Source organism: Massilia sp. TS11 (assembly GCF_022012445.1).
Lineage (GTDB): Bacteria > Pseudomonadota > Gammaproteobacteria > Burkholderiales > Burkholderiaceae_D > Telluria.
The window spans coordinates 315149-339533 of the sequence record NZ_JAKLTS010000006.1; the positions used below are offsets into that span (position 1 = coordinate 315149).

Here is a 24385-nt window from a genome sequence, read left to right on the forward strand (position 1 = left end):
AAAAAAAGACCCGGCGCCGTGTGGCGGGCCGGGTCCAACGAGCTGTTCAGCCCGCGTCGCTTAACTGGTTCGGTGCTTCAGTTCTTCTTTTCCACTTTCTCGATCTGGCGCACGCGCGCCAGCGCGTCGCTCACTTTGTAGTCGGCCGGCACGTTGAACAGCTCGGCCTTGGGCTCTTCACGCTTGAGGCTGGCCACGCGGTAGATGCGGTCGCCCGAACGCGGATCGCTGTGCTTGCTGTAGACGGTGATCTGCAGTTCCGGGCTGAACCAGGTTTCGTCGCTGACCACGATGGCGTTCTTGTTGCCGACTTCGCCGGCCGGAATCTCGTAGCTGCGCAGCTTGCCCTCGGCCTTCACGCCGTCGATCTCCTTGCTGCCCAGGTCCTTGCTGCTGGTCTTGCGCGACCATTTGGCGTCGCCGAACGCGCTGCCCATGATGGTGGCGATGTGGCTGCCCCAGTCTTCGCCGGTCGGCGCTTTGCCGTCGCGGAATTGCTGGGCCACGCGGATCTGTACGTTTTCCTGGATCTTCTGGGCATTGTCGCCGTCGGCGCGCTCGACCCGCTTGACGATCACCTGCTCGCCGCCATTGCCGCTTTCGACCGTGATGGTCTTGCCGTCCTTGCGCAGGGCCTCGACGCGCGCCTTGGCCATCTCGGCCACACCGCGCCCGAATTCGCGCACGGCCAGCTTGGTGGCGGTCTTGCTGCGCGGGTTCAGGGTCCAGATCACGCCGTCGGCATCGTGGATGGTGATGACGCTGACTTCGCCCTTGGCGTCGCGCACTTCCTGGCGCAGACGGCCCTGGCTGTCGCGGTAGCTGAGCTGGCTGTTCTTGTTGACGATCTGATTGCCGTCGGCCAGCACCTGCACGTTTTCCGTGATGATCTCGGCCGTGTAGGGCGCGTTCTTGATCGACTTGGCGCTGCGCATCAGGCCGATCTCGGCGCCGTCCAGATTGAAGCGCATCGGCGCCGCGCCGTTGACGGCGAAGGCGAATTCGCGTTTTTCGACGCGCACCGGCTCGTTGGCCTCGTCGGCCAGGGCGGGGGCGGCACAGGCAGCCGTCAGGGCGGCCAGCAGAATGCTTCGGGTGTTCATGCTTGTCCTCATATTGAAAGGGGATTACAAAAATCGCAGGGCCAGCGGCTGGCCTTCACTGCCGACCAGCAGTTCGGCGCGCACGGTGTCGCCGGCCGCTTCCGGATTGACGGGCACACCCATCGAGGCCAGATCGGCGCCGGTCAGTTCGGCCTGCACCGTATGGGTGGCGCTTTCCTGCTCGATGCGCTCGAGCGAATCGAGGGCGATGAAGACGCTGCCGCCATCGCGCACCACGCTGGCGCCGTGGCCCGGGGCGCGCGGTGCGCTCGGCACCTGCAGCGCCACCACCAGCACGGCCGCCATCGCCACCAGGCTGGAGGCGCCGCCGGCCAGCCCCCACTGCAGCGGCGACAGGCGCTGATACCAGGGGCGCGCCGGCTGCAGGCGGGCGAAGGCCTGCAGCAGCTCCTTCTCCACCCCGGGCGGGGTCTGGCGCGTGGCCAGTTCGCCGCGCAGGCGCCCCAGTGCCGGGGCGAGGGCACTGCGCAGTGCATCGTCGGTGTCGTGTTCCATGTTTCCTCCTCAGGCGGGCGCGCCGCTGCGGTGGGCCAGCAGGCGTTTGGCCAGCTGGCTGCGTGCCCGCGACAGGCGCGACCGCACGGTGCCTAGGTCTACCTGGCAGATCTGCGCAATCTCCAGGTAGGACAGTTCGTGCAATTCGTACAAGATCAGGACGTCGCGGTAGTGCGGGGCCAGTTGGCCCAGCGCCCGGCGCACGGCGTCGGCGGTCTCCTGGCCGAGCAGCTGGTCGAGCGGCTCAGCGGCGTCGCTGGCGAGGTCCGGCTCGTCGTCCTCATCCTCGCCCGGCAGTCGGGCATAGCGCTGGCGCGCCGCCTCGTGCTTGAGGATCAGGTTGCGCGCCACCCCGAACAGGAAGGGGCCGAGCGCGCCTTTGAGCGGATCGAACTGGATGCTCCCCGTGAGCAGGGCCATGAAGGTGTCCTGCACCACGTCGGCGGCCGTGGCCTCGGCCCCGCAGCGCAGCAGGGCGAAGCGGAACAGCGGCCCCTGGTGGCGCCGGTACAGGGCCTGAAAGGCGGCCGCTGTCCCGGCGCGCATCTGGCGCACCAGCTCGTGGTCGGGGGTGTCGGTCAAATCGGGCATCGTCAGCGTCGTGTTTGCAGCTATTCCCGCGCCGGGCGCGAAAAGTTCCAGCTTTTTTTACGACGCTGACGGCCGGCCCTAGCGGGTCAGGCGGTAGATCATCAGGGCGGTGCGGATGGTCGAGCGTTCGATCGAGGGGATGTCCAGGTCTTCGTTGGGCGAGTGGGCGCCATTGCCGGCCGCCCCCATGCCATCGAGGCTGTCGATCAGCGGCGCCACGAAGGCGACGTCGCCGGCGCCGCGCAGGCCGGGCGGCACGGCCACGATTTCGCCCAGGCCGGCGTCGATGCTGGCCTGCGAATACTGGGCCAGCAGCTTGCGGTTGCCTTCGGTCGGCGACATCGGCGGGTAGGAGTCGTGGAAGCGGATCGTGGCCGAGGTGCCGGCCAGGTTCTGGGCCGCGATCGCGCTCATTTTGGCACGCGCGCGGTCGCGCTGGGCGTAGTCGAGATAGCGCATGTCGCCATGTACGACCACGCTGTTGGGGATGACATTGGTCTTGCCGAAGGCGCTGCCCTTGGCCAGCTCCGGCTGTTCGGTGACCTCGGTGCCGCCCAGGATCAGGCCGGGGCTGAAGGTCAGGTCCGGCTCGGGCACTTCGCGCCGGAAGGCGTCGAGGATGCGCGCCGCTTCATAGATGGCGCCATAGCCGCCGCGGAAAATCGCCGAGGAGTGGCCCTGCTTGCCCTTCACTTCGAGCACCCAGGACGAGGACGAGCGGCGCCCGATGGTGGCCGTGTCCTTGCCGTCGGCATTGCGCGAGGTGCCTTCGAAGGCCAGCGCCAGATCGCTGCGGCGGGCCGCGTCGATCAGGTCCTTGCGGGCGATCTCCTTGGGCGAGCCGGCGTCTTCTTCGTCGCCGGTAAACACGACGCGGATGGTGGTGTTGTCCAGGGCCCCGGCCTGCTTGAGCGCCTTCAGGGCCTGGATGATGATGACGTCGCCGCCCTTCATGTCGGATACACCCTGGCCGCGCACGCGGTCGCCGTGGCGCTCCCACAGCTGCACCGGGCTGTCCTTCTCGAACACGGTGTCGAGGTGGCCGATCAGCAGCAGGCGCTTGCCCTGCTTGCCTTCGCGCTCGGCGATCAGGTGGCCGGCGCGCTGCATCGCCGCCGGCATCTCGGACCAGCGGGTCTGGAAGCCGAGGGCGTCGAACTCCTGGCGGAACAGGGCGCCCACGGCGCGTACGCCGGCGTGGTTCATGGTGCCGCTATTGATGTTCACCGATTTTTCCAGCAGCGCCAGACCCTGGGCGTTGTTGGCTTTGACAGCGGCCACGATGGCCTGCTCGGTGGGCGAAAGGTCGGCCGCGAAGGCCGGCTGGAGGCAGGTGGCCGCCAGCAGGGCGAGAAGGGTCTTTTTCATAGCCGCTTAATGTACACCGAATCGCGCCTGTGTGTATCATCCGCTGTAAAGGAGGATGTGCGATGCGGATGCTGATCGTGGCGAGTCTGTTCCTGGCCGCTCTGGCGCAAGGTGCGGAACTGCAGGTGCTGCGCGACCAGGCCTATGGGCCGGATGCGCGCCAGCGGTATGACGTCTACCTGCCGGCGGCGCCGGCCAAGGATGCGCACATCATCCTGATGGTGCACGGCGGCGCCTGGCGTATCGGCGACAAGCGCATGGGCCGCACGCTCGATAACAAGTCGGCCCACTTTACGGCGCGCGGCGACGTCTTCGTCTCCACCAATTACCGCATGCTGCCGCAGGCCGATGTGGCCACCCAGGCCGAAGACATCGCCCGCGTGCTGGCTGCGGTGCAGGCCAAGGCGGCCGGCTGGGGCGTCAATCCGGCGCGCGTGCTGCTGGTCGGGCATTCGGCTGGCGCCCATCTGGCGGCCCTGCTGGCCAGCGCACCGGGGATCGGCGCGCGCTTCGGCGTGCAGCCCTGGCAGGCCACGATTGCGCTCGATTCGGCCGCCTACGACGTCGAGGAGATCATGAAGCGCCGCCACCTGCCGCTGTACGACCCGGCCTTCGGGACCGACCCGGCCCAGTGGCAGGCGCTGTCGCCGCAGGCCCAGCTCAAGGCGCCCACCCATCCGCTGCTGCTGGTGTGTTCGAGCGAGCGCGCCGACAGCTGTCCGGCGGCGCGCGCCTTCGCGGCCCGCGCCCAGGCTCTGGGCGGGCGCGCCGAGGTGCTGCCGCAGCCGCTGAACCACGGCCAGATCAATGACAAGCTGGGCACGCCCGGCGATTACACGGCCGCCGTCGACGCCTTTATCGCCAGCCTCAAACCCTGAACCGTGCACCGCGCTGGTGCAGGCGCCGGCGCGGCTTGTCCGGGCCTGCCGATGGTGCTAGTCTGGCTGTCAAGACGCTGACCCGTGAGGCTGAAATGGCACGCCTGTTCTCCCTTCTGCTGTGTGGCCTGCTGGCCTGGCCGGGACTGGCCGCGGCCGATGAAATCATCCTCTACGCCTACCATCTCAAGCCGCCCTACATCGTCGACCGCGACAAGCAGACCGGCTTGTATTTCGATCTGGCCGCCTATCTGAATGAGCGCGTCAGCGCGCACAGCTTCAAGACCGTCTATCTGCCGCGCCGCCGTCTCGAGCACGACCTTGAAACGGGGCGCCTGAATGGCCTGGTGGTGGGCGTGCATCCGGCCTGGTTCAAGGACGAGAGCCGCACGCGCTATCTGTGGTCGCCGCCATTCGTGCACGACGAGGACGTGGTGGTGTCGAACAGCGGCAGCCCGCTGCCGTATGCGGGGCCGGAGTCCCTGGTCGGCAAGAGCGTCGGCCTGTCGATGGGCTACTACTACTTCGGCATCGATGAACTGGTACGCGCCGGGCGCATCAAGCGCGATGAGGCGATCAGCGAGGAGGTCAGTCTCGACAAGCTGCGCCTGAAGCGCATCGACGCCACCGTCGTCACGCGCCGCACCTACGACTATCTGCTGCGCCACCGGCCCGAGTGGCGCAAGGAGTTCTTCGTGTCGAAGAAGCCGCATGACGAATTCGACCGCCTGATCCTGGTGCCGAAGGAGTACGGCTTCGTCATGCAGGACCTGAATGCCGCCCTCGGCCCCATTCTGCACGATCCGCAGTGGCAGAAAATCCTGCGCAGCTACTACTGACAGCAGACTGCGCGCAGTTCGGCTAAGATGCCCGCTTTCGGTCGCGCCTCCCGCCGCGACGGAGACGGTCATGAAGATGCGTAAGAAATCCGAGCTGCCTCAGAAGATCTGCGCCAGTTGCGGCCTGCCTTTCAGCTGGCGCAAGAAGTGGGAGCGCTGCTGGCATGAAGTCCAATATTGTTCCGAGCGCTGCCGGCGCCAGGGGAAACGCGTATGAGCACCCTGGTCTACTGGTTCCGGCGCGATCTGCGCCTGCACGATAATCCGGCGCTGCAGCTGGCGGCGCAGCGCGCCAGCCGCCTGCTGCCCGTCTACTGCCATGCGCCGGGCGTCGGCCCGCACCGCGCCGCTTTCGAGCGCAGCGCCCTCGATGGCCTGCGTGCCGCCTTGCGCGCGCTCGGCAGTGATCTGATCGAACTGCAGGGGCCCGCGCCGGCGGCCCTGCTGGCGCTGGACGCCGATGCCATCGTCTGCGAGGAGATCGCCGCGCCCGAAGAACAGGACGAGGTGGCGGCCCTGCGCGCGGCCGGCTGCGCCGTCGAGACCTGCTGGCAGTCCTCGCTGCTCGATCCGGCCAGCCTGCCGTTTGCCGTGGCCGAGCTGCCCAAGGTGTTTACCGCCTTTCGCCAGCAGGTCGAAGGATGCGGGCTGCAACCGCCCGCGCCCTTGCCCGCGCCAGTGCGCCTGCCGCCGCTGCCGGCGCCGCTGCCGACCAGCGTGGCGCCGCACGTGCGCGCGCTGCACGATGGGCGCGCCGCGTTCCCGTATGCGCTACCGGCCTGGCAGGGCAGTGAACAGGCGGCGCTGGCGCACTGGGCGCACTACCTGGCGCGCGGCCTGCCGCACACCTACAAGGCCACGCGCAATGCATTGAGCGGGATCGACATGTCGAGCAAGCTCTCGCCCTGGCTGGCGCTCGGCGCCATCTCGGCGCGCCGGGTGCTGGCCGAACTGCGTCGCTTCGAAGCCGCGCACGGCGCCAGCGACAGCAGCTATTGGCTGTGGTTCGAGCTGCTGTGGCGCGACTACTTCCGCTTTCTGCATCTGCAGCACGGGCGCGCCCTGTACCGCGGGCGCGGGCTGGGCGCGGCGCCGCCACCGGCCCACGATGCAGCGGGCTTTGCGCGCTGGTGCGCCGGCGAGACCGGGCAGGACCTGGTCGACGCCGGCATGCGCGAGCTGGCCGCCACCGGCTTTCTGTCGAACCGCATGCGCCAGATCGTGGCCAGCTATCTGATCTACGAACTTGGCGGCGACTGGCGCCAGGGCGCGGCCTGGTTCGAGCGCCAGCTCGTCGATTACGACGTCTACAGCAATCAGGGCAACTGGCTGTACATCGCCGGGCGCGGCACCGACCCGCGCGGCGGCCGCCGCTTCGATCCCGACAAGCAGGCGCGCGAATACGACCGCGACGGCGCCTACCGGCGCAACTGGGGGCGGGCATGAGCGCGCGCACCCTGCGTCTGATCCTGGGCGACCAGCTGTCGCTGCGCCACAGCTGGTTCCAGCACCGCCACGCGGACGTCGTCTACCTGATGATGGAAGTGCGCCAGGAGACCGACTATGTGCTGCACCATGCCCAGAAGATCCTGGCGATCTTCGCCGCCATGCGCCAGTTCGCCGCCGAACTGGAAGCGACCGGCCACCGCGTGCACTACCTGCGCATCGGCGACGCCGACAATACCCAGAGCCTGACGGCCAATCTGGAAGCGGCCCTGGCCCGCTTTGGCGCCAGCGAATGCGAATACCAGATGCCCGATGAATGGCGCCTGGAGCAGCAACTGGCCGCTTGGCGCCCGCCCGGCGTGCGCGTGCGCATGGTGGGCAGCGAGCATTTCTACACCGCGCCGGACGAGGCGGCAGGCATCTTCGCCGGGCGTCAGCGCTGGCTGATGGAGCACTTCTACCGCACGCTGCGGGTGCGCCACCAGGTGCTGATGGAAGCCGACGGCCAGCCGGTGGGCGGCAAGTGGAACTACGACCACGACAACCGCAAGCCGTGGAAGGGCGATCCGCCCGAACCGCCCGACCGGCGCCCCTGCCATGACCGCGGCGCCCTGTGGGAGGAGATCACGGCGGCCGGCGTGCAAAGCTTCGGCAATCCGCAGGCGGGCGCGCTGCGCTGGCCGGCCAGCCGCGCCGAGGCCCTGCAGCAGCTCGCGCATTTCATCGCCCGCGCGCTGCCGCACTTCGGCGATTTTCAGGATGCGATGAGCAGCCGCGCGCGGCGTCTGTTCCATTCCCAGCTCTCGTTCGCCCTCAACGTCAAGCTGCTCGACCCACGCGAAGTGGTGCAGGCGGCGCAGGCGGCCTGGGAGGCCGGCCAGGCGCCGGTGGCGGCGGTGGAGGGCTTCATCCGCCAGATCCTCGGCTGGCGCGAGTATGTGCGCGGCGTGTACTGGGCGCGCATGCCGGCCTACGCCGAACACAATGTGCTGCGCCATGCGCTGCCGCTGCCGCGCTGGTTCTGGACCGGCCAGACCGGGATGCGCTGTCTGGCCCAGGCGATCGGCGATTCGCTCGAGGAGGCGCACGCCCACCATATCCAGCGCCTGATGGTGATCGGGAATTTCGCGCTGCTGGCCGGCCTCGATCCGCAGGCCGTGCACCGCTGGTACCTGGGCGTGTACATCGACGCCTTCGAGTGGGTCGAGCTGCCCAATACGCTGGGCATGAGCCAGTTCGCCGATGGCGGCCTGCTGGCCACCAAGCCGTATGTCTCGAGCGCCGCCTATATCGACCGCATGAGCGACTACTGCCAGGGCTGCCGCTATGACAAAAAGCGCAAGACCGGGCACGGGGCCTGTCCCTTCAATGCCCTGTACTGGGACTTCTTCGCGCGCCATCAGGACCAGCTGGGCGACAACCCGCGCATCGGCATGGTCTATCCGCAGCTGCGCAAGATGGACCCGGAGGCCCTGGCCGCGCTGCGCCAGCAGGCCGCCCTGTGGCGCGAAAAACTGGACGACTTGTAGGGCCTTCGGCAGGCTTGGGAAAACTCCGATATGATCCGGCTTTACCGAAAGAACCTGGACCTGCCCATGCCCACTGAACTCAAGCCGATCGCCCCCGTGCCGGTCTCGCAGCGCATTCGTGAGCGGCTGATGGCCGCCAAGGTGCGCTTCCACGCGAACGACAATATCGCCGCCTACATCGAGCCGGGCGAGCTCGAACAGCTGCTCGATGAAGTCACGGTCAAGATGCAGGGCGTGCTCGAAAGCCTGGTGATCGACACCCAGAACGACCATAACAGCATCGACACCGGCCGCCGCGTGGCCAAAATGTTCATCAACGAAGTCTTCAACGGCCGCTATGCGCCGGCGCCGCCGGTGACCGAGTTCCCGAATGTCTCCGGCTTGAATGAGCTGATGATCATCGGCCCGATCACCGTGCGCTCGGCCTGTTCCCACCATCTGTGCCCGGTGATCGGCAAGGTCTGGATCGGGGTCATGCCGAATGAGCACTCGAACCTGATCGGCCTGTCGAAGTATGCGCGCATCGCCAGCTGGGTGATGAGCCGCCCGCAGATCCAGGAGGAGGCGGTGGTGCAGCTGGCCGACTATCTGCAGGAGCGCATGCAGCCGGACGGCCTGGCCGTGGTGATGGAGGCCGACCACTTCTGCATGCAATGGCGCGGCGTCAAGGACATGGATTCGAAGATGATCAATAGTGTGATGCACGGCTCCTTCCTCAAGGACCCGTCGCTGCGCCGTGAATTCCTGTCCCTGATTAAACGCTAAGCCCGAAGGAAACCGCCATGCTCGTCCGCCTCCTGTATGCCAGCCGTCTGGCCGCCGAAGCCAATCCGGCCAGTGTCGTCGCCTCCATCCTGCAGCAATCGCATGCGCACAATCCCTCGCATGGCATCACGGGTATCCTGTGCCATAGCGACCATGTGTTCATGCAGGTGCTCGAGGGCGGGCGCGAGGCCGTCAACGCCCTGTACGCCAAAATCCTGCGCGACACGCGCCACACCGACGTGGTGCTGCTGCACTACGAAGAAATCAACGAACGCCGCTACTCCGGCTGGACCATGGGCCAGGCCAATCTGGCCAAGCTGAATGTGGCCACGCTGCTGCGCTACTCCGACCTGCCGGTGCTGAACCCGCACGCGATGTCGGGCAAAAATTCGCTGGCCCTGATGGACGAGCTGATGGCCACCGCAGCCATCATCGGCCGTTCCTGACGCAAGCCGAGCGCATCCAGGCGGGCCGCGTGCCCGCCTTTTTTTACCGCCATCCTTTCCAGCCAAACAAATCGGGGTCAGACCCCATTTATCCGCACGGATAAATGGGGCCTGACCCCGATTTGTTTGGCTGGCAAAAGGTGTGTTTGGCGGGAATTCTTGGGCGGGCGCGTTCAGGAACGGGCGAGCGGGTTCGGCTCGGCGGCGCCGACCCGGCTCAGGGTGTTGCGGTCGGTGTGGTGGAAGGGCTCCGCCTGGCCGCGGATGTCCATCACGGTGTCGCTCTCGTAGCTCCAGCTGCCGTCCTCGTGGATGCTGATCGTGATGCGGTATTCGGTGGTGTTGAAATTCTGCTGCAGGAAGGGGTTGGAGGCGATCGCCGGCCCGCGCGCCACCAGCGTGAACTGGCGCGCGTCGGGCGCCACCTCGCCGCTGGCCATGGCCGTCATCCCGCGCGGGATCGACAGGGTCTGGATCACCACCCCGGCCAGCGGCTCCCACAGGAAGTAGCCGTTCTGCTCGTGGTAGGTCTTGGTCTGGTTCGGCTTGGTGATGAAGATCGTGTAGCGCAGTCCGTAGAACAGTTGGGGGCCGTTGGTGACGGGGTCGATCGGCTGCATCTCGATGCGCTCGACATAGGCCTGCTTGCGCGGGCCGTCGGCCTTGGGTTTCACATCCAGGCCGCGCTGGCCTTCCCACACGCCGGCCAGCGGCGCCAATGGTCCCAGCTGGGCCAGGGTGTTGGTATCGGCCGCCGGTTCGGTGTAAATATCGTCGGGGTAGTCGTGCATGGTCGCGCCTCTTGCTTTGGAGCGAACATCATAGCGGGATTGCTGGCATTTGCCCAAACTCAGGCGTGTTTTCTCGTTTGTCCTGAACAAAATGAAAATTCGTGGCACAATGCGGCTCAATTTGCCAATTTGTCCATGACAAAACAAGCCCGCCCTCTGGCCTATGGCCTGCTCGCCCTGCCGCTGGCCTTCGCCGCGCTGCCGGTCTACGTGCATGTGCCGCCGCTGTATGCGGCCCAGGGCCTGTCGCTGGCGACGCTGGGCGCGGTGCTGTTCGCCACCCGTATCGGCGATGTGCTGCTCGACCCGCTGCTCGGCGCCCTGGCCGACCGCGTGCCGCGCGCGCGCATGGCGGCGCTGGCCCTGGTGCCGCTGGCGGCCGGCTACGTGGCGCTGTTCCATCCGCCCGCCGCGGGCGCTCTGGCCTGGCTGATCGGCGCGCTCTTGCTGTGCTATGGGGGCCTGGCGGCGGCGAATATCGCCTACCTGTCGCTGGCCGCGCCCGCGCAGGACGCGGCGCTGTTGAACCGCCTGGCCGGCGCGCGCGAGGGGCTGGGCCTGATCGGCGTGCTGCTGGCCGCGGCCTTGCCCAGTGTGCTGGCGGCCGACCTGGCGCAGGGACTGGCGCGCATGGCCTGGCTGCTGCCCGTGCTGCTGCTGCTGACTGCGCCGCTGAGCCTGCGCGCGGTGGCGCCGGCGCCGCCTTGCGCCGCGCCGCTGTGGCCGGGTCTGCGCGCCGTGTGGGGCGCGCGCGCCCTGCGCCGCCTGCTGCTGGTCGGCCTGCTCAATGGGGTGGCGGGGGCGCTGCCGGCCACGCTGTTTCTGTTTTTCGTGGCCGATGTGCTGCAGGCCGCGCGCTGGTCGGGCGCGCTGCTGCTCGCCTACTTTCTGGCCGGTGCGCTCGGTCTGCCGTTGTGGCTGCGCCTGGCCGCGCGCTGGGGCCGGGTGCGCGCCTGGCGCGCCGCCATGCTGCTGGCCTTCTGCGGCTTTGCCGGCGCCGCCGCGCTGGGGCCGGGCCAGGTGCTGGCCTTCGCCGCCCTGTGCTTGCTCAGCGGCCTGGCGCTGGGCGCCGATCTGGCCTTGCCGGCCAGCCTGGTGGCCGGGCTCGGGGTGCGTCTGGGCCAGCCGGGCGCCTGCAGCGGTCTGTGGCAATGCCTGGTCAAACTGAATCTGGCCGTGGCCGCCGGCCTCGGTCTGCCCTTGCTGGCGCTGCTCGGCTACACGCCTGGCGCTGGCGGCGGGCGTCTGCCGCTGGCGCTGGCCTATGGCCTGCTGCCGGTCTGTCTGAAAGCCGGTGCCTGGTGGCTGCTGGGCCGCTGGCGCCATGAATTGGAGGAGCAAGCATGAAACGGATTCTCGTCACGGCCGCCCTGGCCGTTCTGCTGGGCGGCTGCAGCGCCGTCAGCGTCGAGCGCTACCGCGCCGAGACCCCGCTGTTTTCGCCGGCCCGCTATCTGAACGGCACGCTCGATGCCTGGGGCATGGTGCAGGACCGTTCGGGCCTGGTCACCAAGCGCTTTCATGCGGTGATTGCGGCGCGCTGGGACGGCCCGCGCGGGGTGCTCGAGGAGAGCTTCGAATGGGCCGATGGCAGCCGCTCGCAGCGCACCTGGACCCTGCAGATGCTGCCCGATGGGCGCGTCAGCGGGCGCGCCGAGGATGTGGTCGGCGAGGCCATCGGCGAGGTGGCCGGGAATGCCTTCCACTGGCGCTATGTGCTGGCGGTGCCGGTCGACGGCAAGGTCTGGAACCTCGACGTCGACGACTGGATGTTTCAGATGGACGAGAAGGTCATGCTGAACCGCTCGACCCTGCGCAAGTGGGGCCTGGACGTCGGCGAGGTGACCCTCGCCTTCGTCAAACGAGGGCCTTGAGGAAGGCGCTGATCACCGGCGCATTGGTCAGGTCGATCAGGAAGCCGCCGGTCGGCGGCACGATGGTGCTGGCCTGCGGGGCCGGGCCGTTCTCGCGCGTCAGCGCGTCCATCGCCGCCACCGCGGTGGCGGTGGAGCCGATCGCGTAGCCGCAGAAGCCGGCGCTGGCGACTCCGGCCTCGTGGTCGCGTCCGAGCAGCGGCCAGACCAGCAGCACCACGAAGGCCAGCGTCAGCACGGTATTCGCCGCCAGGATCAGCAGCATCGGGCCGGCCACGCTGGCCAGGTCGGCCAGATTCAGCGCGGCCAGGGTCACCACCAGGAACAGCGGCAGCAGCACGGCGGCCAGGCGGCCGATCACGGCGCCGTCGAGCCAGCGCAGGCCGAGCGCGTCGTGCACGGCGCGCAGCGTGAACCCCAGCACCAGCGCGCCCATATAGGCTGGCAGGGCGGCGCCGGCGCGGTCGAGCAGGGCGCTGACTTCGGCCCCGAGCTTGATGCAGACGGCCACTAGCAGCAGATGCAGCAGGGCGCGGCGGCCGTCGCCGAGCAGGGCGCCCAGGTCGCTGAGGAAGTCGGGCACGCGCGCCGGTCCGGCGGCGGCCGCGCTGCGCCCGCGCAGCAGCCAGGCCCCGAGGGGACCGGACAGCAGGGCGCCGGCCACCAGGCCGAAGGTGGCGGCCGAGGCGCCGATGGTGGCGGCGGCAGCCAGGCCGGCCTGTTCGAAACGGCCGGCGAAACCGAGCGCCGTGCCATGCCCGCCGACCAGGGTCAGCGAACCGCAGGCCAGGCCGAGCAGGTCGGACACGCCGAGCAGGCGCGCCACGGCCACCCCGGCCGCGTTCTGCAGCACCGCCAGCAGCGTGGTGGCCAGCAGCAGGATCAGGAGCATGCGCCCGCCGCGCGCCAGCAGGCGCAAGGGCGCGCCCAGGCCGACGCAGGTGAAGAAGCCGATCAGCAGCGGCAGATTGAGGTTCTTGGCCGGGTGCTGCTGCCATTCGGCCTGGGGCGTGACCAGCCAGGTCCAGAGCGGCGCGTCGACCTTGGTGGCGAAGGCCAGCGGCAGCCCGCCCAGCTTCAGCAGCAGGCAGAGCAAAGCAAACAGCAGGCCGCCGACGACCGGCACGGGGATGCTGTAGCGGGCCAGCAGGGGCAGGCGGCGCAGCACGGCCTGGCCGAGCAGCAGCAGGGGGACGGCCAGCGCGAGCAGGAACCAGGGGGAGAGGGCAGTGGTAGGCATGGGCGCCAGTATTCCGGCCCCCGCGCCGCTTGTCAAACCGGGTCCAGCGCCACCCCGGCGCGCGCGCAGCCGCTTCTCAGGGCGGCCAGGGCGCCGGGGAAGTCGAAGTCTTCGATGGCCTGGGCCAGCGCGCGGTAGTCGGGCCCGAGGGCGCCCTGCAGCAGTCCCTGCTGCTCGGCCAGCAGCTGGCCGCTGTGGAAGTCGTCCGCGCCCAGCTGCTCGGCCAGCCGGCGGCACACGGCTTGCACCTGGGCCGGATCGGCGCTGGCGCTGGCGCTCTGGGTGGCGGCCGGCAGCGCCGCGCGCAGCGCCTCCAGCAGCGTGGCCAGCGCGCCGGCCAGTTCGGCCGCGGCCTGTGGCGTGACCGTGCCGGCGTCGAGCGCATGCTGGAGCGCGGCCGCCTGCGCGCTAAGGGCGCTGGCGCCGATCTGGGCGGCCACGCCCTTGAGCGTGTGCGCCAGCAGGCGCGCGCTGGCGCTGTCGGCGGCGGCCACGGCCTGCGGCAGCTGCGCCACCACCGGGCTTTGGCCGGCCACGAATTTGCGCAGCAGGGTCAGATACAGGGCCGGGCGGCCGAGCGCCTGGCGCAGGCCGAGGGCAGGATCGAGGCCGGGCACGGCGGCTAGGGCGCGCAGATCGGGCGCAGCCTCGGCGCTGCCGGCGCCGGCACCCTCGCTGGCGCTGCCCGCGCGCGGCGCGACCCAGCGCAGCAGGGTGTTGGCCAGCAGGTCGGGATCGATCGGCTTGGCGATATGGTCGTTCATGCCGGCCGCCAGGCAGCGCGCGCGGTCGCTGGCCATGGCATTGGCCGTCATCGCGATCACCGGCAGCGCGTTCCAGCGGCCGTCGGCGCGCAGGCGGCGGGTCGCTTCGAGGCCGTCCATCACCGGCATCTGCATGTCCATCAGCACGCAGTCGTAGCTGCCGGCGGCGAGGCGCTCGAGCGCTTCGGCGCCGTTGTTCGCCAGCGCCGTTTCGATGCCCAGGTCGTCGAGCAGGGCGCGCGCCACTTCCTGGTTCAGGTCATTGTCCTCGACCAGCAGCACGCGCGCGCCGCGCAGCACGCCGGCCGCGCCGCTCTTGGCCGGCGCCGCGCTGACGCTGGGCGCGGCATCGGCTTCGCCTTCGCCCAGGCACTGCAGCACATTGTCGAACAGGATCGAGGGCGACAGGGGCTTGAGCAGCACCCCTTCGATGCCGGCTTCGGCGGCCGGGCGGCTCAGGTCTTCGCGGCCGTGCGCGGTGATCATCAGCAGATGCGGCTTGGCCGCCAGGCCGAGCCGGCCGATCGCTTCGGCCAGGGCGACGCCGTCCATGGCCGGCATCTGCCAGTCGAGCAGGGCGAGCGCGAACGCCTGGCCGTCGGCCTCGGCCTGGCGCAGGGCCTCGAGCGCGGCCGCGCCGCTGGCCACGGCCTGCACCTGGAAGCCCATCGCGCGCAGCATGTCGCCGATGACTTCACGCGCGCTGTCGTTATCGTCGACCACCAGCACGCGCTGGCCGCGCAGGGCCGGCGCCAGCAGGCGGTGCGCGGGCGGCTGGGCGGCCGCGCGTACGCGCGCCGTGAACCAGAAGCGCGAGCCGGCGCCGGGCGTGCTCTCGACCCCGACCTCGCCGCCCATCAGCTCGGCCAGGTGCTTGGAAATGGCCAGCCCCAGGCCGGTGCCGCCGAAGCGCCGCGTGGTTGAACTGTCGGCCTGCTGGAAGCTGTGGAACAGCAGGCCGATATGTTCGGGCGCGATGCCGATGCCGCTGTCGCTGACGGCGAAGTGCAGCAGCAGCTCGCCGCCGTCGCGGCTTTGCACGCGTACCTGCAGGCTGATCTCGCCGCGCTCGGTGAACTTGAGCGCATTGTTGGCGTAGTTGATCAGCACCTGGCCGATGCGCAGCGGATCGCCGACCAGATAGCGCGGCACGTCCGGCTCGATCTGGATGATCAGCTCGAGGCCCTTGGCGGCGGCGCGCTCGGCGATCAGGCCGGTCACGTTGTCGAGCACCTTGTCGAGTTCGAATTCGATGCTCTCGACATTGAGCTTGCCGGCCTCGATCTTGGAGAAATCGAGGATGTCGTTGATCACCCCGAGCAGGTGGGCGCCGGCGCCCTGGATCTTGCCCAGGTAGTCGCGCTGGCGCGCCGTCAGCTCGGTCTTCAGCACCAGATGGGTCATGCCGAGAATCGCGTTCATCGGCGTGCGGATCTCATGGCTCATATTGGCCAGGAAGTCGGCCTTGGCCTGGGCCGCTTCTTCCGCCAGCTGCTGGGCGCGGCGCAGGGCGTCGACGGCGGCGCGCTCCTCGCTGATATCGTCGATCACCCACACCGTGCCCTTGGCGCGGTCGGCCGGATCGACCGCGCGTCCGGTCAGGCGCGCCCAGAAGCGGCTGCCGTCGCGCCGCACCAGCTCCTGCTCGCGGCAATGGGTCTCGCCGCGCCAGATCGCCGCGTAGGGCAGATTGCCCTCGGCGTCGGCGGCGTCGTCGGCATACCAGACGCGCGTGTGCTGGCCGACCAGGCTGCCCTCGGGCCAGCCGATCAGATCGTGCAGGCGGCGGTTGCAGCGCACCAGTTCGCGCTCGATGATCAGGGCCATGCCGGAACTGGCCGTATCGAAGATGGCCTGCTGCTCCTGGGTGGCGCGGCGCAGCGCCTGGGCCGCCTCGTGTTCGTCGCTGATATCTTCCAGCACCAGCACCATGCCGCGCTCGGGCGCGCCGGGATCGAGCAGGCGGCCCGACAGGCGCACCCAGAAGCGGCTGCCGTCGGCGCGCACCATGTGCTGCTCGCGCGGCTGGCTGGCCCCGTCGCCCAGCTGGGCCGCGTACTCGGCCTCGCTGGCATACCAGTGGCGCGGCGACTGGCCGAGCTGGGCCCCGGGCGCGCTGCCGAACATCTCGTCGATGCGGCGATTGCAGCGCACGATGCGCGTGTCCTGCAGCAGCACGATGCCGGCGCCGGCGGCGTCGAACACGGCCTGCTGCTCGGCCATCGCCTGGGCCAGATCGGCCGTGCGGCTGGCCACCAGCTGCTCGAGGTGGACGCGGTGCGCCTGCAGCTCGGCCGTCATGCGTTTGCGCTCGGTGATGTCCTCCTTGAGGGCGACGTAATGGCGCACCATGCCGTCGGCGTCGCGCAGCGGCACGATCAGGGCCGCCTCGATCCATTCGCGCCCGTCCTTGGTGCGGTTGGTCAGTTCGCCCGACCAGTGGCGCCCGCTGGTCAGCGCGGCCCACATGGCCTGATACACCTCGCGCGCGGTCTTGCCCGACTTCAGGCGGCGCGGATTCTGGCCCATGAACTCGGCGCGCGTGTAGCCGGTGGCGCGCTCGAAGGCTTCGTTGACGTAGACGGTGCTGCCGGCCAGGTCGGTGATGTGCACGCTGGTCGGACTCTGTTCGACCGCCATCGACAGCATGCGCACCTGGGCCTCGGCTGCCTTCTGGGCCGTGATGTCGATCCAGATCACCACCAGCAGGCGGCGCCCGGCGCGCTCGGTCGACTGGACGTAGGCGTGGGTCTCGATCAGGCTGCCGTCGCGGCGGCGGCGCCGGTTGTCGAAGCTGGCGCTGCCGGCGGCCGCCACCTGCTCGACGCGCGCGCGGGTCTGCTCGGGCGTCATGCTGCCCTGGACCTCGGTCAGGGTCAGCCCCATCAGCTCGGCGCGGTCGTAGCCGAGCAGGCGGCAGGCGGCCGCATTGACTTCGATGTAGCGCAGGCTGTCGATGTCGATCAGTTCGATCGCATACGGCGAGTTCTCCACCGTCAGGCGCAGCAGCTGCTGGCGCTCGCCGTCCTGGGCCTGGGCCTGGCGCCGCTGCAGGGTCGAGCCCAGGCGCAGCGTGACCGCCTGCACCAGGTCGTTCTCCTCGGGCAGCAGGAAGTGCTCGGCGTCGGGCGGCAGCGCGCCCAGGTAGGCGACGCTGACGCGCAGCGCCACCCCGGGCGCGTCGAAGCTGGCCTCGAGGCGGCGCGACTGGGCCAGCACGCGGGCGTCGCCGAACAGGGCTTCATCGAGCTGCAGACAGGCCGCGGCCTGGGCCGGGAACTGCATGGCCGCGCCGAGCCGCGCCGCCACGGCCTGCAGCAGGGCCGCTTCATCGCGCTCGTCCTGCTCGGTCAGCTGGAACACGTCGTACAGGCAGGACAGCTCCTTCATGCGTTCGCCCAGATCGAACTGGGCGCGCTGGCGCGCCAGCAGGCTGGCGCGGAAGGCCAGGGTGGCGCGCGCCATTTCGTGCAGCACGCTGCGCGCATCGGCGGCCAGGGTCTCGACGCGCGCCAGCAGGGCCGGCGCTGTGTTCCCGCCGGCCAGGGCGGTCAGGGTGCCGCTCAGGACATCGAGGCGGCGCGCCAGCCAGCGCGTGGTGAACACCCACAGCAGCAGCAGCAGGGCGCCGACGGCCCCGCCGATCAGGCTCATGCGGATGGCGTGGTAGTCCATCAGATTCAGCTGCTCGTCGCCGCGGCGCGCCGCCTCGGCCGCCGTCAGGCGTGAGAGCGCGTGCGCGTGCTCGCTCAGTTCGAGGTAGGCGTCGACCACGCGCACCGCGTCGCCCATGGCGCCGGACGGATCGAAGGTGGCGCGGTCGGTCAGGGCCATCAGCAGGTCGCGGTAGGCGCCGAAGTCGCGCCGCGCTTCAGCCAGCTGCTTGCGCATCTCGGGGCTGCTGTCGATACGCGGCAGCAGGGCCTCGAGCGCGGCCAGGCGCTCCACCACGCGGCTATGCTGGCGGTAGACGTCGGCCTGGGTCAGCTTGCCGGCGGCGGCCTCCTCGAGGCGGCGCATGACCTGCTGCTGGAGGTCGGCCAGGTCGGCGTTGAAGCGCGCGCTGGCCTGGACATTGGCGATGTCGGCGGCCTGCTGGGCGCGCGCCTGCTGCAGCTGCTGGTGCATGCGGTAGGACAGGCCCAGGTTCAGGGCGGCGGCCAGCACGGTGGCGCCGGCGACCGGGATCAGGACCAGTTTCAGCAGGCCGCGGCGTGGCATCGGTGCTCAGCGCAGCAGCTGCGGCCACAGGGTCGGCGGCACGCTGCCCAGATAGCGCAGGGCGGCGCCGCCATCGGGCTGGAACACGACCAGCGTGCCCTCGGTCGGGAAGTAGCCGGTCAGGTCCATCATGTTCGGACCGTGGGCGACCAGCACGCGGTTGGTCCCGGGCGCCACCGGCTGGGTCAGCAGGGCGCGCGTGGCGCGCAGGATCGGCTGCTTCTCGGCGGCCGTCAGATTGGCCGTGTACATCAGCAGCGGCTCGACCCGCACGGCGGCGCCGGGAAAGGCCAGGTTGGCGGTGTCGCGCGTGCGGCACAGCGGGCCGGCGATGATCTCGCCGACCGGCACGCGCGCGCTGCGCAGGGCGGCGCCGATCTCGGCCGCCATCTGGCGTCCGGCCGCATTCAGCACGCGCTGGGTGCCGCAGTCGTTGAGGTCGACGCGCGGGGTGCGGTCGGCGCGGCTGTTGTCGGTCAGGCCGTGGCGCAGGTACAGCACCAGGCCGCCGGCGCGCAGCTGCTGCAGCAATTCGGGGCCGGCCAGGCGTTCCTGCAGGGGCTCGGCGCGGGCCGGCAGCAGCCAGGCTGCCAGCAGCAGGGCGGACCAGATCTTCATGCGCTCAGCTCCGGGTGGGGATCGGCGAAACGGACGGCGATGTCGGCGAATTGTTCGCGGCAGGCCAGGAAGGCGTCCACCACGGCCGGGTCGAAATGGCGCCCGCGCCCCTGTTCGATGATGGCGCAGGTCTCGTCCAGGCCCATGGCCGGCTTGTAGACGCGCCGGCTCATCAGGGCGTCGAACACGTCGGCCAGGGCCATCAGGCGCGCCGCCACCGGAATCGCGTCGCCGGCCAGGCCGGCCGGATAGCCGCTGCCGTCCCACTTCTCGTGGTGGCCGAGGGCGATCTCGCGCGCCACCAGCAGGCAGGCGAAGGCCTCGTCATCGAGCTCGCCCGATTCGGCGTCGGCCGCGCGCGCCTGGGCGATGGCCTTGTCGATCGCCTCCGCCCCGATCAGCGGATGGCGGCGCATGATGCGCATCTCCTCGTCGTTCAGGCGGCCCGGCTTGAGCAGGATGGCGTCGGGGATGCCGACCTTGCCGATGTCGTGCAGCGGGGCGGCCTTGACCACCATCTCGAGACGGGCGCCGGCCAGGGCGGCGCTAAAGCGCGGGTGGGCGCGCAGCGCGTGGGCCAGCAGTTCGACATAGGTGCGGGTGCGCACGATGTGGTGGCCGGTCTCGTTGTCGCGCGCTTCGGCCAGACAGGCCAGGGCGCGCAGCGACAGGTCCTGCACCAGCAGGTTTTCGTGCATGCGGCGCTGGACCTCGGTCTCGAGCCAGGCGTTCTGGTCGTGCAGGATGTCGCGCGCGCGCTTCAGTTCGAGGTGGGTGGCCACGCGCGCCAGCACGATCGGCGCCTTGACCGGCTTGGTGATGTAGTCGACCGCGCCCAGCTGCAGGCCGTGCTCCTCGTTCTCGGTGCTGTCCATGGCGGTCACGAAGATCACCGGGATATCGCGCGTGCCGGCGTCGGCGCGCAGGCGCTGCAGCACTTCGTAGCCGTCCATCAGCGGCATCATCACGTCCAGCAGGATCAGGTCGGGGCGCGGCGCACTGCGCGCCGCGCGCAGCGCCCGTTCGCCCGAATTCACGGCGCGCACCTGGTAATGCTCCTCCAATAGCGCGCCCAGCACCGCCAGATTTTGCGGAGTATCGTCGACGATCAGGATCGTCGGCCGGGGCGCGGGCGCGCTGGCAGGGTCGGACATGGGCACTCTCCTGGCCGCCGCCGGTGGCGGCCACATATGCATATTCTAGTTCAATTACTTTCCGATTGGAACTTATTGTTGTTCGAGGGTAATTGCAGAATAACTATTCCCGTGAGCGAAATGATAAGCCTTCGGGCGCGCCCAAATCTCACCGATTTACACAGGGGCGGCCGGGCGGTAGAGCTCGACGCGGTCGCGCCCGTGCTGCTTGGCCACATACATGGCGATGTCGGCGTGGCGCATCAGATCGGCGGCCGTGGCCCCGTGCGCCGGGTGCAGGGCGATCCCGATCGAGGCCGAGACGGCGGCCGGCTGGCCGTCCAGCAGGTAGGGCTGGCGCAGGCTGTCGCCGATCTTGGCCGCGACCGCCAGCGCGCTGTCGGCCGTGTCGACGCTGCGCAACAGCAGCACGAATTCGTCGCCGCCCAGGCGCGCCACCGTGTCCGAGCCGCGCACCGTGTCGAGCAGGCGGCGCGCCACTTCCTGCAGCAGCAGGTCGCCGGCCGCATGGCCGAGCGCGTCGTTGACGGGCTTGAAGCCATCGAGGTCGAGAAACAGCAGGGCCAGGCCGCGCTGCTCGCGCACGGCCGCCGCCAGCGCCTGTTCGAGCCGGTCGGCGAACAGGGCGCGGTTCGGCAGGCCGGTCAGATTGTCGTGCTGGGCCAGGTGGCGCAGCGCGTCCTCGGCCGCCTGGCTGGCCGCCAGCGCGCGCCGCAGGCGGCGGTTGATGCGCAGCACATACAGGCTGAGCACGGCGACGCCGGCCGCCACCGCCAGCGCGCCGAGCGCGCCGCTGTAGTCGTGCACGGGATCGGGCCGGTACAGCAGGGGCTGCACGGCCACGCCGCGCGGCAGCAGGCCCAGGTCGGCATAGGTGTCGGCGATGTGCAGCCAGCGTACCGGGTTCATGTAGCCGATTTCGATCAGGTCGGTGCGCAGCAGTTCGCGCATGGTCTGGGCTTCGTGCAGGTAGAAGGCGCGCGGGTGCGGCAGCCGGTAGTGGCGCTGCATCAGCGTCACCACTTCGTCCGGATGGGCCATCGCATACTGCCAGCCGCGCAGGCTGGCGGCGCGGAAGGCGCGCACCCGGCCCGGATGGCGCGCGATCTCGTCTTCGGTGGTGAACAGGTTGTCGCCGTAGAAGTCGATGCCGCGGCTGAGCGGACTCAGGGCCACATACGAAAAGCCGGCCTGTTCCAGCAGCCAGGGCTCATTGGTGCTGTAGGCCGTGATCGCGGCCACCTTGCCGCTCATCAGCTCGTCCACCTTGAGGCTGTGCGGCACCTGGGTGAAGCTGCCCGGATGCAGACCCTCCTGGCGCAGATAGGCCAGCAGTTCCTCGGTGTGCGGCTCGACCATGATGCGTTTGCCGCTCAGGCTGCCGACGCCGCCGGCCACCGCCGCCGGCGTGGTCAGGAGCACGGCCGGCGAGTGCTGGAAGATCACGGCCAGCGCCACCACCGGCAGGCCGGCCTGGCGCGACAGCAGCAGGCTGCTGTTGCCCACGCCATATTCGGCGCGCCCCTCGACCACTTCGCGCACGCTGTCGATGCCGCTGCCGCCCGGGACGATCTCGACCGCGAGGCCGGCCTCGCGGTAATAGCCGAGCTGAGCCGCCGCGTAGTAGCCGGCGAACTGGAAGGCGTGCTGCCATTTGAGCTGCAGGCGCACGGCCTCCTGCCCCAGGGCGGGGCGCAGCAGACAGCTCAGGCACAGCAGCAGAAGCAGGCGCAGCACGGTATTCCTCCGGCAGGGCGGACAGCCCATTCTACGGGATGTGTGAAAAGAACAACAGATTTTCCCTAGAAGGAATGCTCGGTCAGGCCGGCCGCGGCCGGCTCGAGCGCCGCGCACAGGCGCGCCCCGAGCACGCGCCGGCGCGCCGCCGCCAGCTGGCGCTGCTTGTAGGCCGCGTGGCTGGCCGGCCCATGCTGGCTGCGCTCATACGCCGCCTGGTCCATCAGCTGGATCTCGTATTCGAAGTAGAAGCCCTGTTCGTAGCTGGCCGGCTGGCCCGGCTCGGGCGGCAGGTGGATCATCTTGCGCACCGTGACCTGCAGGCTGTTGAAGCCTTCGCCGCTGTGGGCATTGTCGGCCTGGGTCTGCGGGTGCGCGATCCGGGCCAGCTCGGCGTCCATCTGGCGCAGCAGGGCGGCCGGATAGCCGTGCGCCCGTTCGAGCTGGGCGCGGTGCTGGACGAACACCTGCTTGGCGGCGGCCAGGTCGAGCAGGGTGTTGCGCGTGCGCGCCGCATCCAGATTGGTGATCGACAGCAGGTGCGCGCGCTGCAGAGCTTCGAGCGCGAGCAGGCACTCGAAGCGCGTGTGGAAGATCAGGCGCACGCCCAGGTGGTCGTGGATATTCGCCGCCACATACGAGGCCTTGTGCAGCAGCTTGAGCAGGATGCTCTCGCGCCCCTTGTTGTGCTTGCGGTCGAAATGCAGCAGCGGCAGGCACAGATCGCCATCGCTCAGATAGCTGGCCCCGTCCTCATGCCGGATCACGCTGTCGAGGGTGGCGAACACCTGGGCGCGGATGGTGTTGAAGTGGCGCAGCTTCAGATTGTTTTCGAGATAGAAGATCGCGTGCATGACCTTCAGCACGGCGCACGACCAGTCGCGCAGGCTGGCCCCGTGCAGGCCGTGCTGGGAGGCGTACACGAGCAGCTGGGCCGGGTCGGGCGCGGCCGCCACCGCGGCCGGCATGGCCGCCGCCTGTTGCGGCGTCAGAAAATGGGCGCCGATGAAGGCCACGGCCTCGGCGTGCACGCGGGCGACGATCGCGCGTCCGGCCGGCTGCGCCAGGTCGTAGCCGTATTCGCGCACGAATTGGTGGGCGTCGTGCAGATTGCGCAGGGCCAGCGATTCGAGGTCGATGGCCGACCGGCCTTGCGTGATCGCGGACAGGTAGGTCCAGTTGATCGAGAACTTGCGCTTGCTGGCAAGCGTGGCATGCAGGTGCGTCATGGCGGGGCCTGGGTCGGGCGGTGACGCGGACCAGTATTGCACCCGGATGTATGCGGGTCAATTTATCTGAACATTTTGCTATCAGTGGCCGTAACTGAGCACGCGCGTCAGCTTCCACAGGCCGTCCTCCTTGCGCCAGACCATGGCGAAGCCGTAGATGCTGCAGTCCTCGCGCGCGCCGGCGGCCGCGGCCGAACAGAAGCGGTGCTCGCCGATCTGCATGGCCGCGTCCGGGCCGGCCGGGTAGACGCGCACCGTGTCGGGCAGGGCCTCGCGCCGCACGATCTGGGGCTGGCTGAAATTGTGGGCGAACGCGCGCAGATTGGCGGCGTAATCGCTGATGCCGCCGCGGTCGTGGTAGAACTCGAGCGTGGGGCTGAAGCGGCGCTGCAGACCGGCCAGGTCGCGCCCATTCAGGGCCGCGAACAACTCGGCATCGGCGGCCAGAATCTCGGCGCGCAGGGCGTCGGCAGGGGCGGCAGGGGCGGCCCGGGCGCCGGCGGCGGCCAGGATCAGACAGCAGGCAAGGGCAAGGCGCATGGGGCGCTCCTCGAAAGGGGAAAGCCCCGAGTATCGGCCGCGCCGGCGCGTCTGTCGCCGGCGCAGTGACGAACGGCGCGCCGGCGGGGTCGAATGGCGGCTAAGGCCGACCAGTGGTTCAGGGCTTGGCGGCCGACTGCGGCGTGCGCTCGAGGCGGGCCGGGTCGAGCCCCTGCTTGACCAGGCGCGCCATCAGGGCCTCCCATTTGTCGGGCGCGACCTGGGGCTGGCGCGCCAGCACCCACAGGTATTCGCGTTTCGGCTCGCTGACGGCCACCAACTGGTAGTCGGGATCGAGATCGATCACCCAGTAGTCGCCCCAGACCATCGGCACGAAGGACAGCCAGGCCGGGGCGAAGCGCACCTGCAGGCGCGGCGAGCCGGGGCCGCCGCGCTGGCGCGCCTGGCCATGGGCTTCGTCGACGCTGCCGTCGCTGCGGCGGCAGCGGTTGGTGACGTCGAGTGTGCCGTCGCTGCGCTGGGCATAGGTGGCGACGGTATCGCTGGCGCACTGGCGCTGGAAGCGATTCGGGTACTTGGCGATTTCATACCAGTTGCCGAGGTAGCGCGGCACCTCGAGGCTGGGAATGGTGGCCAGGGGCTCGGCAGCGTGGGCGGCCGTGCCGGCCAGGCCGAGCAGGCAGGCGAGCAGGATGGTTTTCATGGGACCTCACAGAAAAGTGCATGCTAGCCGAACTCGCGTTTGCCTGCAGGGCAGCCCAAACTTTCCGCGCGA

The 24385-nt window shown here is 69.6% G+C and carries 22 protein-coding genes; 9 read left to right on the forward strand and 13 right to left on the reverse strand.

Annotation, left to right across the window (positions count from 1 at the left end):
* Positions 1–77 precede the first annotated feature (77 nt).
* The 4 genes from LZ005_RS11925 to LZ005_RS11940 all read right to left on the reverse strand — a co-directional run bounded on the left by LZ005_RS11925 (position 78) and on the right by LZ005_RS11940 (position 3578).
* Positions 78–1103, reverse strand: coding sequence for a hypothetical protein (locus LZ005_RS11925; RefSeq protein WP_237808288.1), 1026 nt, complete (start codon positions 1101–1103; stop codon positions 78–80).
* Positions 1104–1127: 24 nt separating this feature from the next.
* The gene (locus LZ005_RS11930; RefSeq protein ID WP_237808289.1) at positions 1128–1619 is read right to left on the reverse strand and encodes a hypothetical protein; all 492 of its coding nucleotides are present in this window, start codon (positions 1617–1619) and stop codon (positions 1128–1130) included.
* A gap of 9 nt (positions 1620–1628) precedes the next feature.
* Entirely contained in the window at positions 1629–2210 is a 582-nt protein-coding gene (locus LZ005_RS11935) for an RNA polymerase sigma factor (RefSeq protein WP_237808290.1), read from the reverse strand.
* A gap of 78 nt (positions 2211–2288) precedes the next feature.
* Positions 2289–3578: a M20/M25/M40 family metallo-hydrolase gene (locus LZ005_RS11940; protein WP_237808291.1), complete on the reverse strand. Its 1290-nt coding sequence runs from the start codon at positions 3576–3578 to the stop codon at positions 2289–2291.
* 62 nt (positions 3579–3640) lie between these two features.
* Here LZ005_RS11940 and LZ005_RS11945 point away from each other — a divergent pair, with 62 nt between their 5' ends.
* The 7 genes from LZ005_RS11945 (at position 3641) to LZ005_RS11975 (ending at position 9481) form a co-directional block, all read left to right on the forward strand.
* Positions 3641–4456, forward strand: a complete 816-nt coding sequence (locus LZ005_RS11945; RefSeq protein WP_237808292.1) for an alpha/beta hydrolase — start codon at positions 3641–3643, stop codon at positions 4454–4456.
* A 95-nt stretch (positions 4457–4551) separates the two neighbouring features.
* A complete protein-coding gene (locus LZ005_RS11950) occupies positions 4552–5295 on the forward strand; it encodes an ABC transporter substrate-binding protein (RefSeq protein ID WP_237808293.1) in 744 nt (247 codons plus the stop codon).
* Positions 5296–5371: 76 nt separating this feature from the next.
* Positions 5372–5512 (forward strand): DUF2256 domain-containing protein, encoded by a 141-nt coding sequence (locus tag LZ005_RS11955; RefSeq protein WP_373889327.1) that lies wholly within the window; start codon positions 5372–5374, stop codon positions 5510–5512.
* Positions 5509–6741, forward strand: coding sequence for a DASH family cryptochrome (locus LZ005_RS11960; RefSeq protein WP_237808295.1), 1233 nt, complete (start codon positions 5509–5511; stop codon positions 6739–6741). The genes LZ005_RS11955 and LZ005_RS11960 overlap by 4 nt, the downstream gene beginning before the upstream one ends.
* Positions 6738–8270: a cryptochrome/photolyase family protein gene (locus LZ005_RS11965; protein ID WP_237808296.1), complete on the forward strand. Its 1533-nt coding sequence runs from the start codon at positions 6738–6740 to the stop codon at positions 8268–8270. Before LZ005_RS11960 ends, LZ005_RS11965 begins: the two co-directional genes overlap by 4 nt.
* Before the next feature lie 66 nt (positions 8271–8336).
* Positions 8337–9035, forward strand: a complete 699-nt coding sequence (gene folE, locus LZ005_RS11970; protein ID WP_237808297.1) for a GTP cyclohydrolase I — start codon at positions 8337–8339, stop codon at positions 9033–9035.
* 17 nt (positions 9036–9052) lie between these two features.
* Positions 9053–9481: a BLUF domain-containing protein gene (locus LZ005_RS11975; RefSeq protein ID WP_237808298.1), complete on the forward strand. Its 429-nt coding sequence runs from the start codon at positions 9053–9055 to the stop codon at positions 9479–9481.
* 173 nt (positions 9482–9654) lie between these two features.
* Here the strand turns inward: LZ005_RS11975 and LZ005_RS11980 are convergent, their stop codons facing one another.
* The gene (locus LZ005_RS11980; protein ID WP_237808299.1) at positions 9655–10272 is read right to left on the reverse strand and encodes an FABP family protein; all 618 of its coding nucleotides are present in this window, start codon (positions 10270–10272) and stop codon (positions 9655–9657) included.
* Positions 10273–10407: 135 nt separating this feature from the next.
* Between LZ005_RS11980 and LZ005_RS11985 the strand changes: the two genes are divergently transcribed.
* Positions 10408–11619 carry an MFS transporter gene (locus tag LZ005_RS11985; protein ID WP_237808300.1) on the forward strand — a complete coding sequence of 404 codons (1212 nt, stop codon included), beginning with the start codon at positions 10408–10410 and terminating at the stop codon, positions 11617–11619.
* Complete coding sequence (locus LZ005_RS11990; RefSeq protein ID WP_237808301.1) at positions 11616–12146, forward strand: DUF3833 domain-containing protein; 531 nt, start codon at positions 11616–11618, stop codon at positions 12144–12146. Before LZ005_RS11985 ends, LZ005_RS11990 begins: the two co-directional genes overlap by 4 nt.
* Here the strand turns inward: LZ005_RS11990 and LZ005_RS11995 are convergent.
* The 8 genes from LZ005_RS11995 to LZ005_RS12030 all read right to left on the reverse strand — a co-directional run bounded on the left by LZ005_RS11995 (position 12130) and on the right by LZ005_RS12030 (position 24313).
* On the reverse strand, positions 12130–13386 hold the full coding sequence (locus LZ005_RS11995) for a sodium/glutamate symporter (protein ID WP_237808302.1): 1257 nt from the start codon (positions 13384–13386) through the stop codon (positions 12130–12132). The two genes, LZ005_RS11990 and LZ005_RS11995, sit on opposite strands and share 17 nt — an antisense overlap.
* Before the next feature lie 32 nt (positions 13387–13418).
* Positions 13419–18371: a PAS domain S-box protein gene (locus LZ005_RS12000; protein WP_237808303.1), complete on the reverse strand. Its 4953-nt coding sequence runs from the start codon at positions 18369–18371 to the stop codon at positions 13419–13421.
* A gap of 6 nt (positions 18372–18377) precedes the next feature.
* A complete protein-coding gene (locus LZ005_RS12005; RefSeq protein WP_237808304.1) occupies positions 18378–18989 on the reverse strand; it encodes a histidine phosphatase family protein in 612 nt (203 codons plus the stop codon).
* Positions 18986–20143, reverse strand: coding sequence for a two-component system response regulator (locus tag LZ005_RS12010; protein WP_237808305.1), 1158 nt, complete (start codon positions 20141–20143; stop codon positions 18986–18988). Before LZ005_RS12010 ends, LZ005_RS12005 begins: the two co-directional genes overlap by 4 nt.
* A gap of 156 nt (positions 20144–20299) precedes the next feature.
* Positions 20300–21880 carry a GGDEF domain-containing protein gene (locus LZ005_RS12015; RefSeq protein ID WP_237808306.1) on the reverse strand — a complete coding sequence of 527 codons (1581 nt, stop codon included), beginning with the start codon at positions 21878–21880 and terminating at the stop codon, positions 20300–20302.
* 65 nt (positions 21881–21945) lie between these two features.
* Positions 21946–23109: a TIGR04552 family protein gene (locus tag LZ005_RS12020; RefSeq protein WP_237808307.1), complete on the reverse strand. Its 1164-nt coding sequence runs from the start codon at positions 23107–23109 to the stop codon at positions 21946–21948.
* A gap of 81 nt (positions 23110–23190) precedes the next feature.
* Complete coding sequence (locus LZ005_RS12025; RefSeq protein ID WP_237808308.1) at positions 23191–23649, reverse strand: nuclear transport factor 2 family protein; 459 nt, start codon at positions 23647–23649, stop codon at positions 23191–23193.
* A gap of 118 nt (positions 23650–23767) precedes the next feature.
* On the reverse strand, positions 23768–24313 hold the full coding sequence (locus tag LZ005_RS12030) for a lipocalin family protein (RefSeq protein ID WP_237808309.1): 546 nt from the start codon (positions 24311–24313) through the stop codon (positions 23768–23770).
* Positions 24314–24385: the final 72 nt, after the last annotated feature.

Excerpts from the sequence above, each read along its gene's own strand:
- LZ005_RS11940 (WP_237808291.1), bottom strand. The coding sequence starts at position 3,578 with ATGAAAAAGACCCTTCTCGCCCTGCTGGCGGCCACCTGCCTCCAGCCG.
- LZ005_RS12025 (WP_237808308.1), bottom strand. The coding sequence starts at position 23,649 with ATGCGCCTTGCCCTTGCCTGCTGTCTGATCCTGGCCGCCGCCGGCGCC.
- LZ005_RS11980 (WP_237808299.1), bottom strand. The coding sequence starts at position 10,272 with ATGCACGACTACCCCGACGATATTTACACCGAACCGGCGGCCGATACC.
- LZ005_RS11990 (WP_237808301.1), top strand. The coding sequence starts at position 11,616 with ATGAAACGGATTCTCGTCACGGCCGCCCTGGCCGTTCTGCTGGGCGGC.
- folE (WP_237808297.1), top strand. The coding sequence starts at position 8,337 with ATGCCCACTGAACTCAAGCCGATCGCCCCCGTGCCGGTCTCGCAGCGC.
- LZ005_RS11995 (WP_237808302.1), bottom strand. The coding sequence starts at position 13,386 with ATGCCTACCACTGCCCTCTCCCCCTGGTTCCTGCTCGCGCTGGCCGTC.
- LZ005_RS11985 (WP_237808300.1), top strand. The coding sequence starts at position 10,408 with ATGACAAAACAAGCCCGCCCTCTGGCCTATGGCCTGCTCGCCCTGCCG.
- LZ005_RS11925 (WP_237808288.1), bottom strand. The coding sequence starts at position 1,103 with ATGAACACCCGAAGCATTCTGCTGGCCGCCCTGACGGCTGCCTGTGCC.
- LZ005_RS12010 (WP_237808305.1), bottom strand. The coding sequence starts at position 20,143 with ATGTCCGACCCTGCCAGCGCGCCCGCGCCCCGGCCGACGATCCTGATC.
- LZ005_RS11930 (WP_237808289.1), bottom strand. The coding sequence starts at position 1,619 with ATGGAACACGACACCGACGATGCACTGCGCAGTGCCCTCGCCCCGGCA.
- LZ005_RS12005 (WP_237808304.1), bottom strand. The coding sequence starts at position 18,989 with ATGAAGATCTGGTCCGCCCTGCTGCTGGCAGCCTGGCTGCTGCCGGCC.
- LZ005_RS11945 (WP_237808292.1), top strand. The coding sequence starts at position 3,641 with ATGCGGATGCTGATCGTGGCGAGTCTGTTCCTGGCCGCTCTGGCGCAA.
- LZ005_RS11955 (WP_373889327.1), top strand. The coding sequence starts at position 5,372 with ATGCGTAAGAAATCCGAGCTGCCTCAGAAGATCTGCGCCAGTTGCGGC.
- LZ005_RS12000 (WP_237808303.1), bottom strand. The coding sequence starts at position 18,371 with ATGCCACGCCGCGGCCTGCTGAAACTGGTCCTGATCCCGGTCGCCGGC.
- LZ005_RS11935 (WP_237808290.1), bottom strand. The coding sequence starts at position 2,210 with ATGCCCGATTTGACCGACACCCCCGACCACGAGCTGGTGCGCCAGATG.
- LZ005_RS11960 (WP_237808295.1), top strand. The coding sequence starts at position 5,509 with ATGAGCACCCTGGTCTACTGGTTCCGGCGCGATCTGCGCCTGCACGAT.
- LZ005_RS11975 (WP_237808298.1), top strand. The coding sequence starts at position 9,053 with ATGCTCGTCCGCCTCCTGTATGCCAGCCGTCTGGCCGCCGAAGCCAAT.
- LZ005_RS11965 (WP_237808296.1), top strand. The coding sequence starts at position 6,738 with ATGAGCGCGCGCACCCTGCGTCTGATCCTGGGCGACCAGCTGTCGCTG.
- LZ005_RS11950 (WP_237808293.1), top strand. The coding sequence starts at position 4,552 with ATGGCACGCCTGTTCTCCCTTCTGCTGTGTGGCCTGCTGGCCTGGCCG.
- LZ005_RS12020 (WP_237808307.1), bottom strand. The coding sequence starts at position 23,109 with ATGACGCACCTGCATGCCACGCTTGCCAGCAAGCGCAAGTTCTCGATC.
- LZ005_RS12030 (WP_237808309.1), bottom strand. The coding sequence starts at position 24,313 with ATGAAAACCATCCTGCTCGCCTGCCTGCTCGGCCTGGCCGGCACGGCC.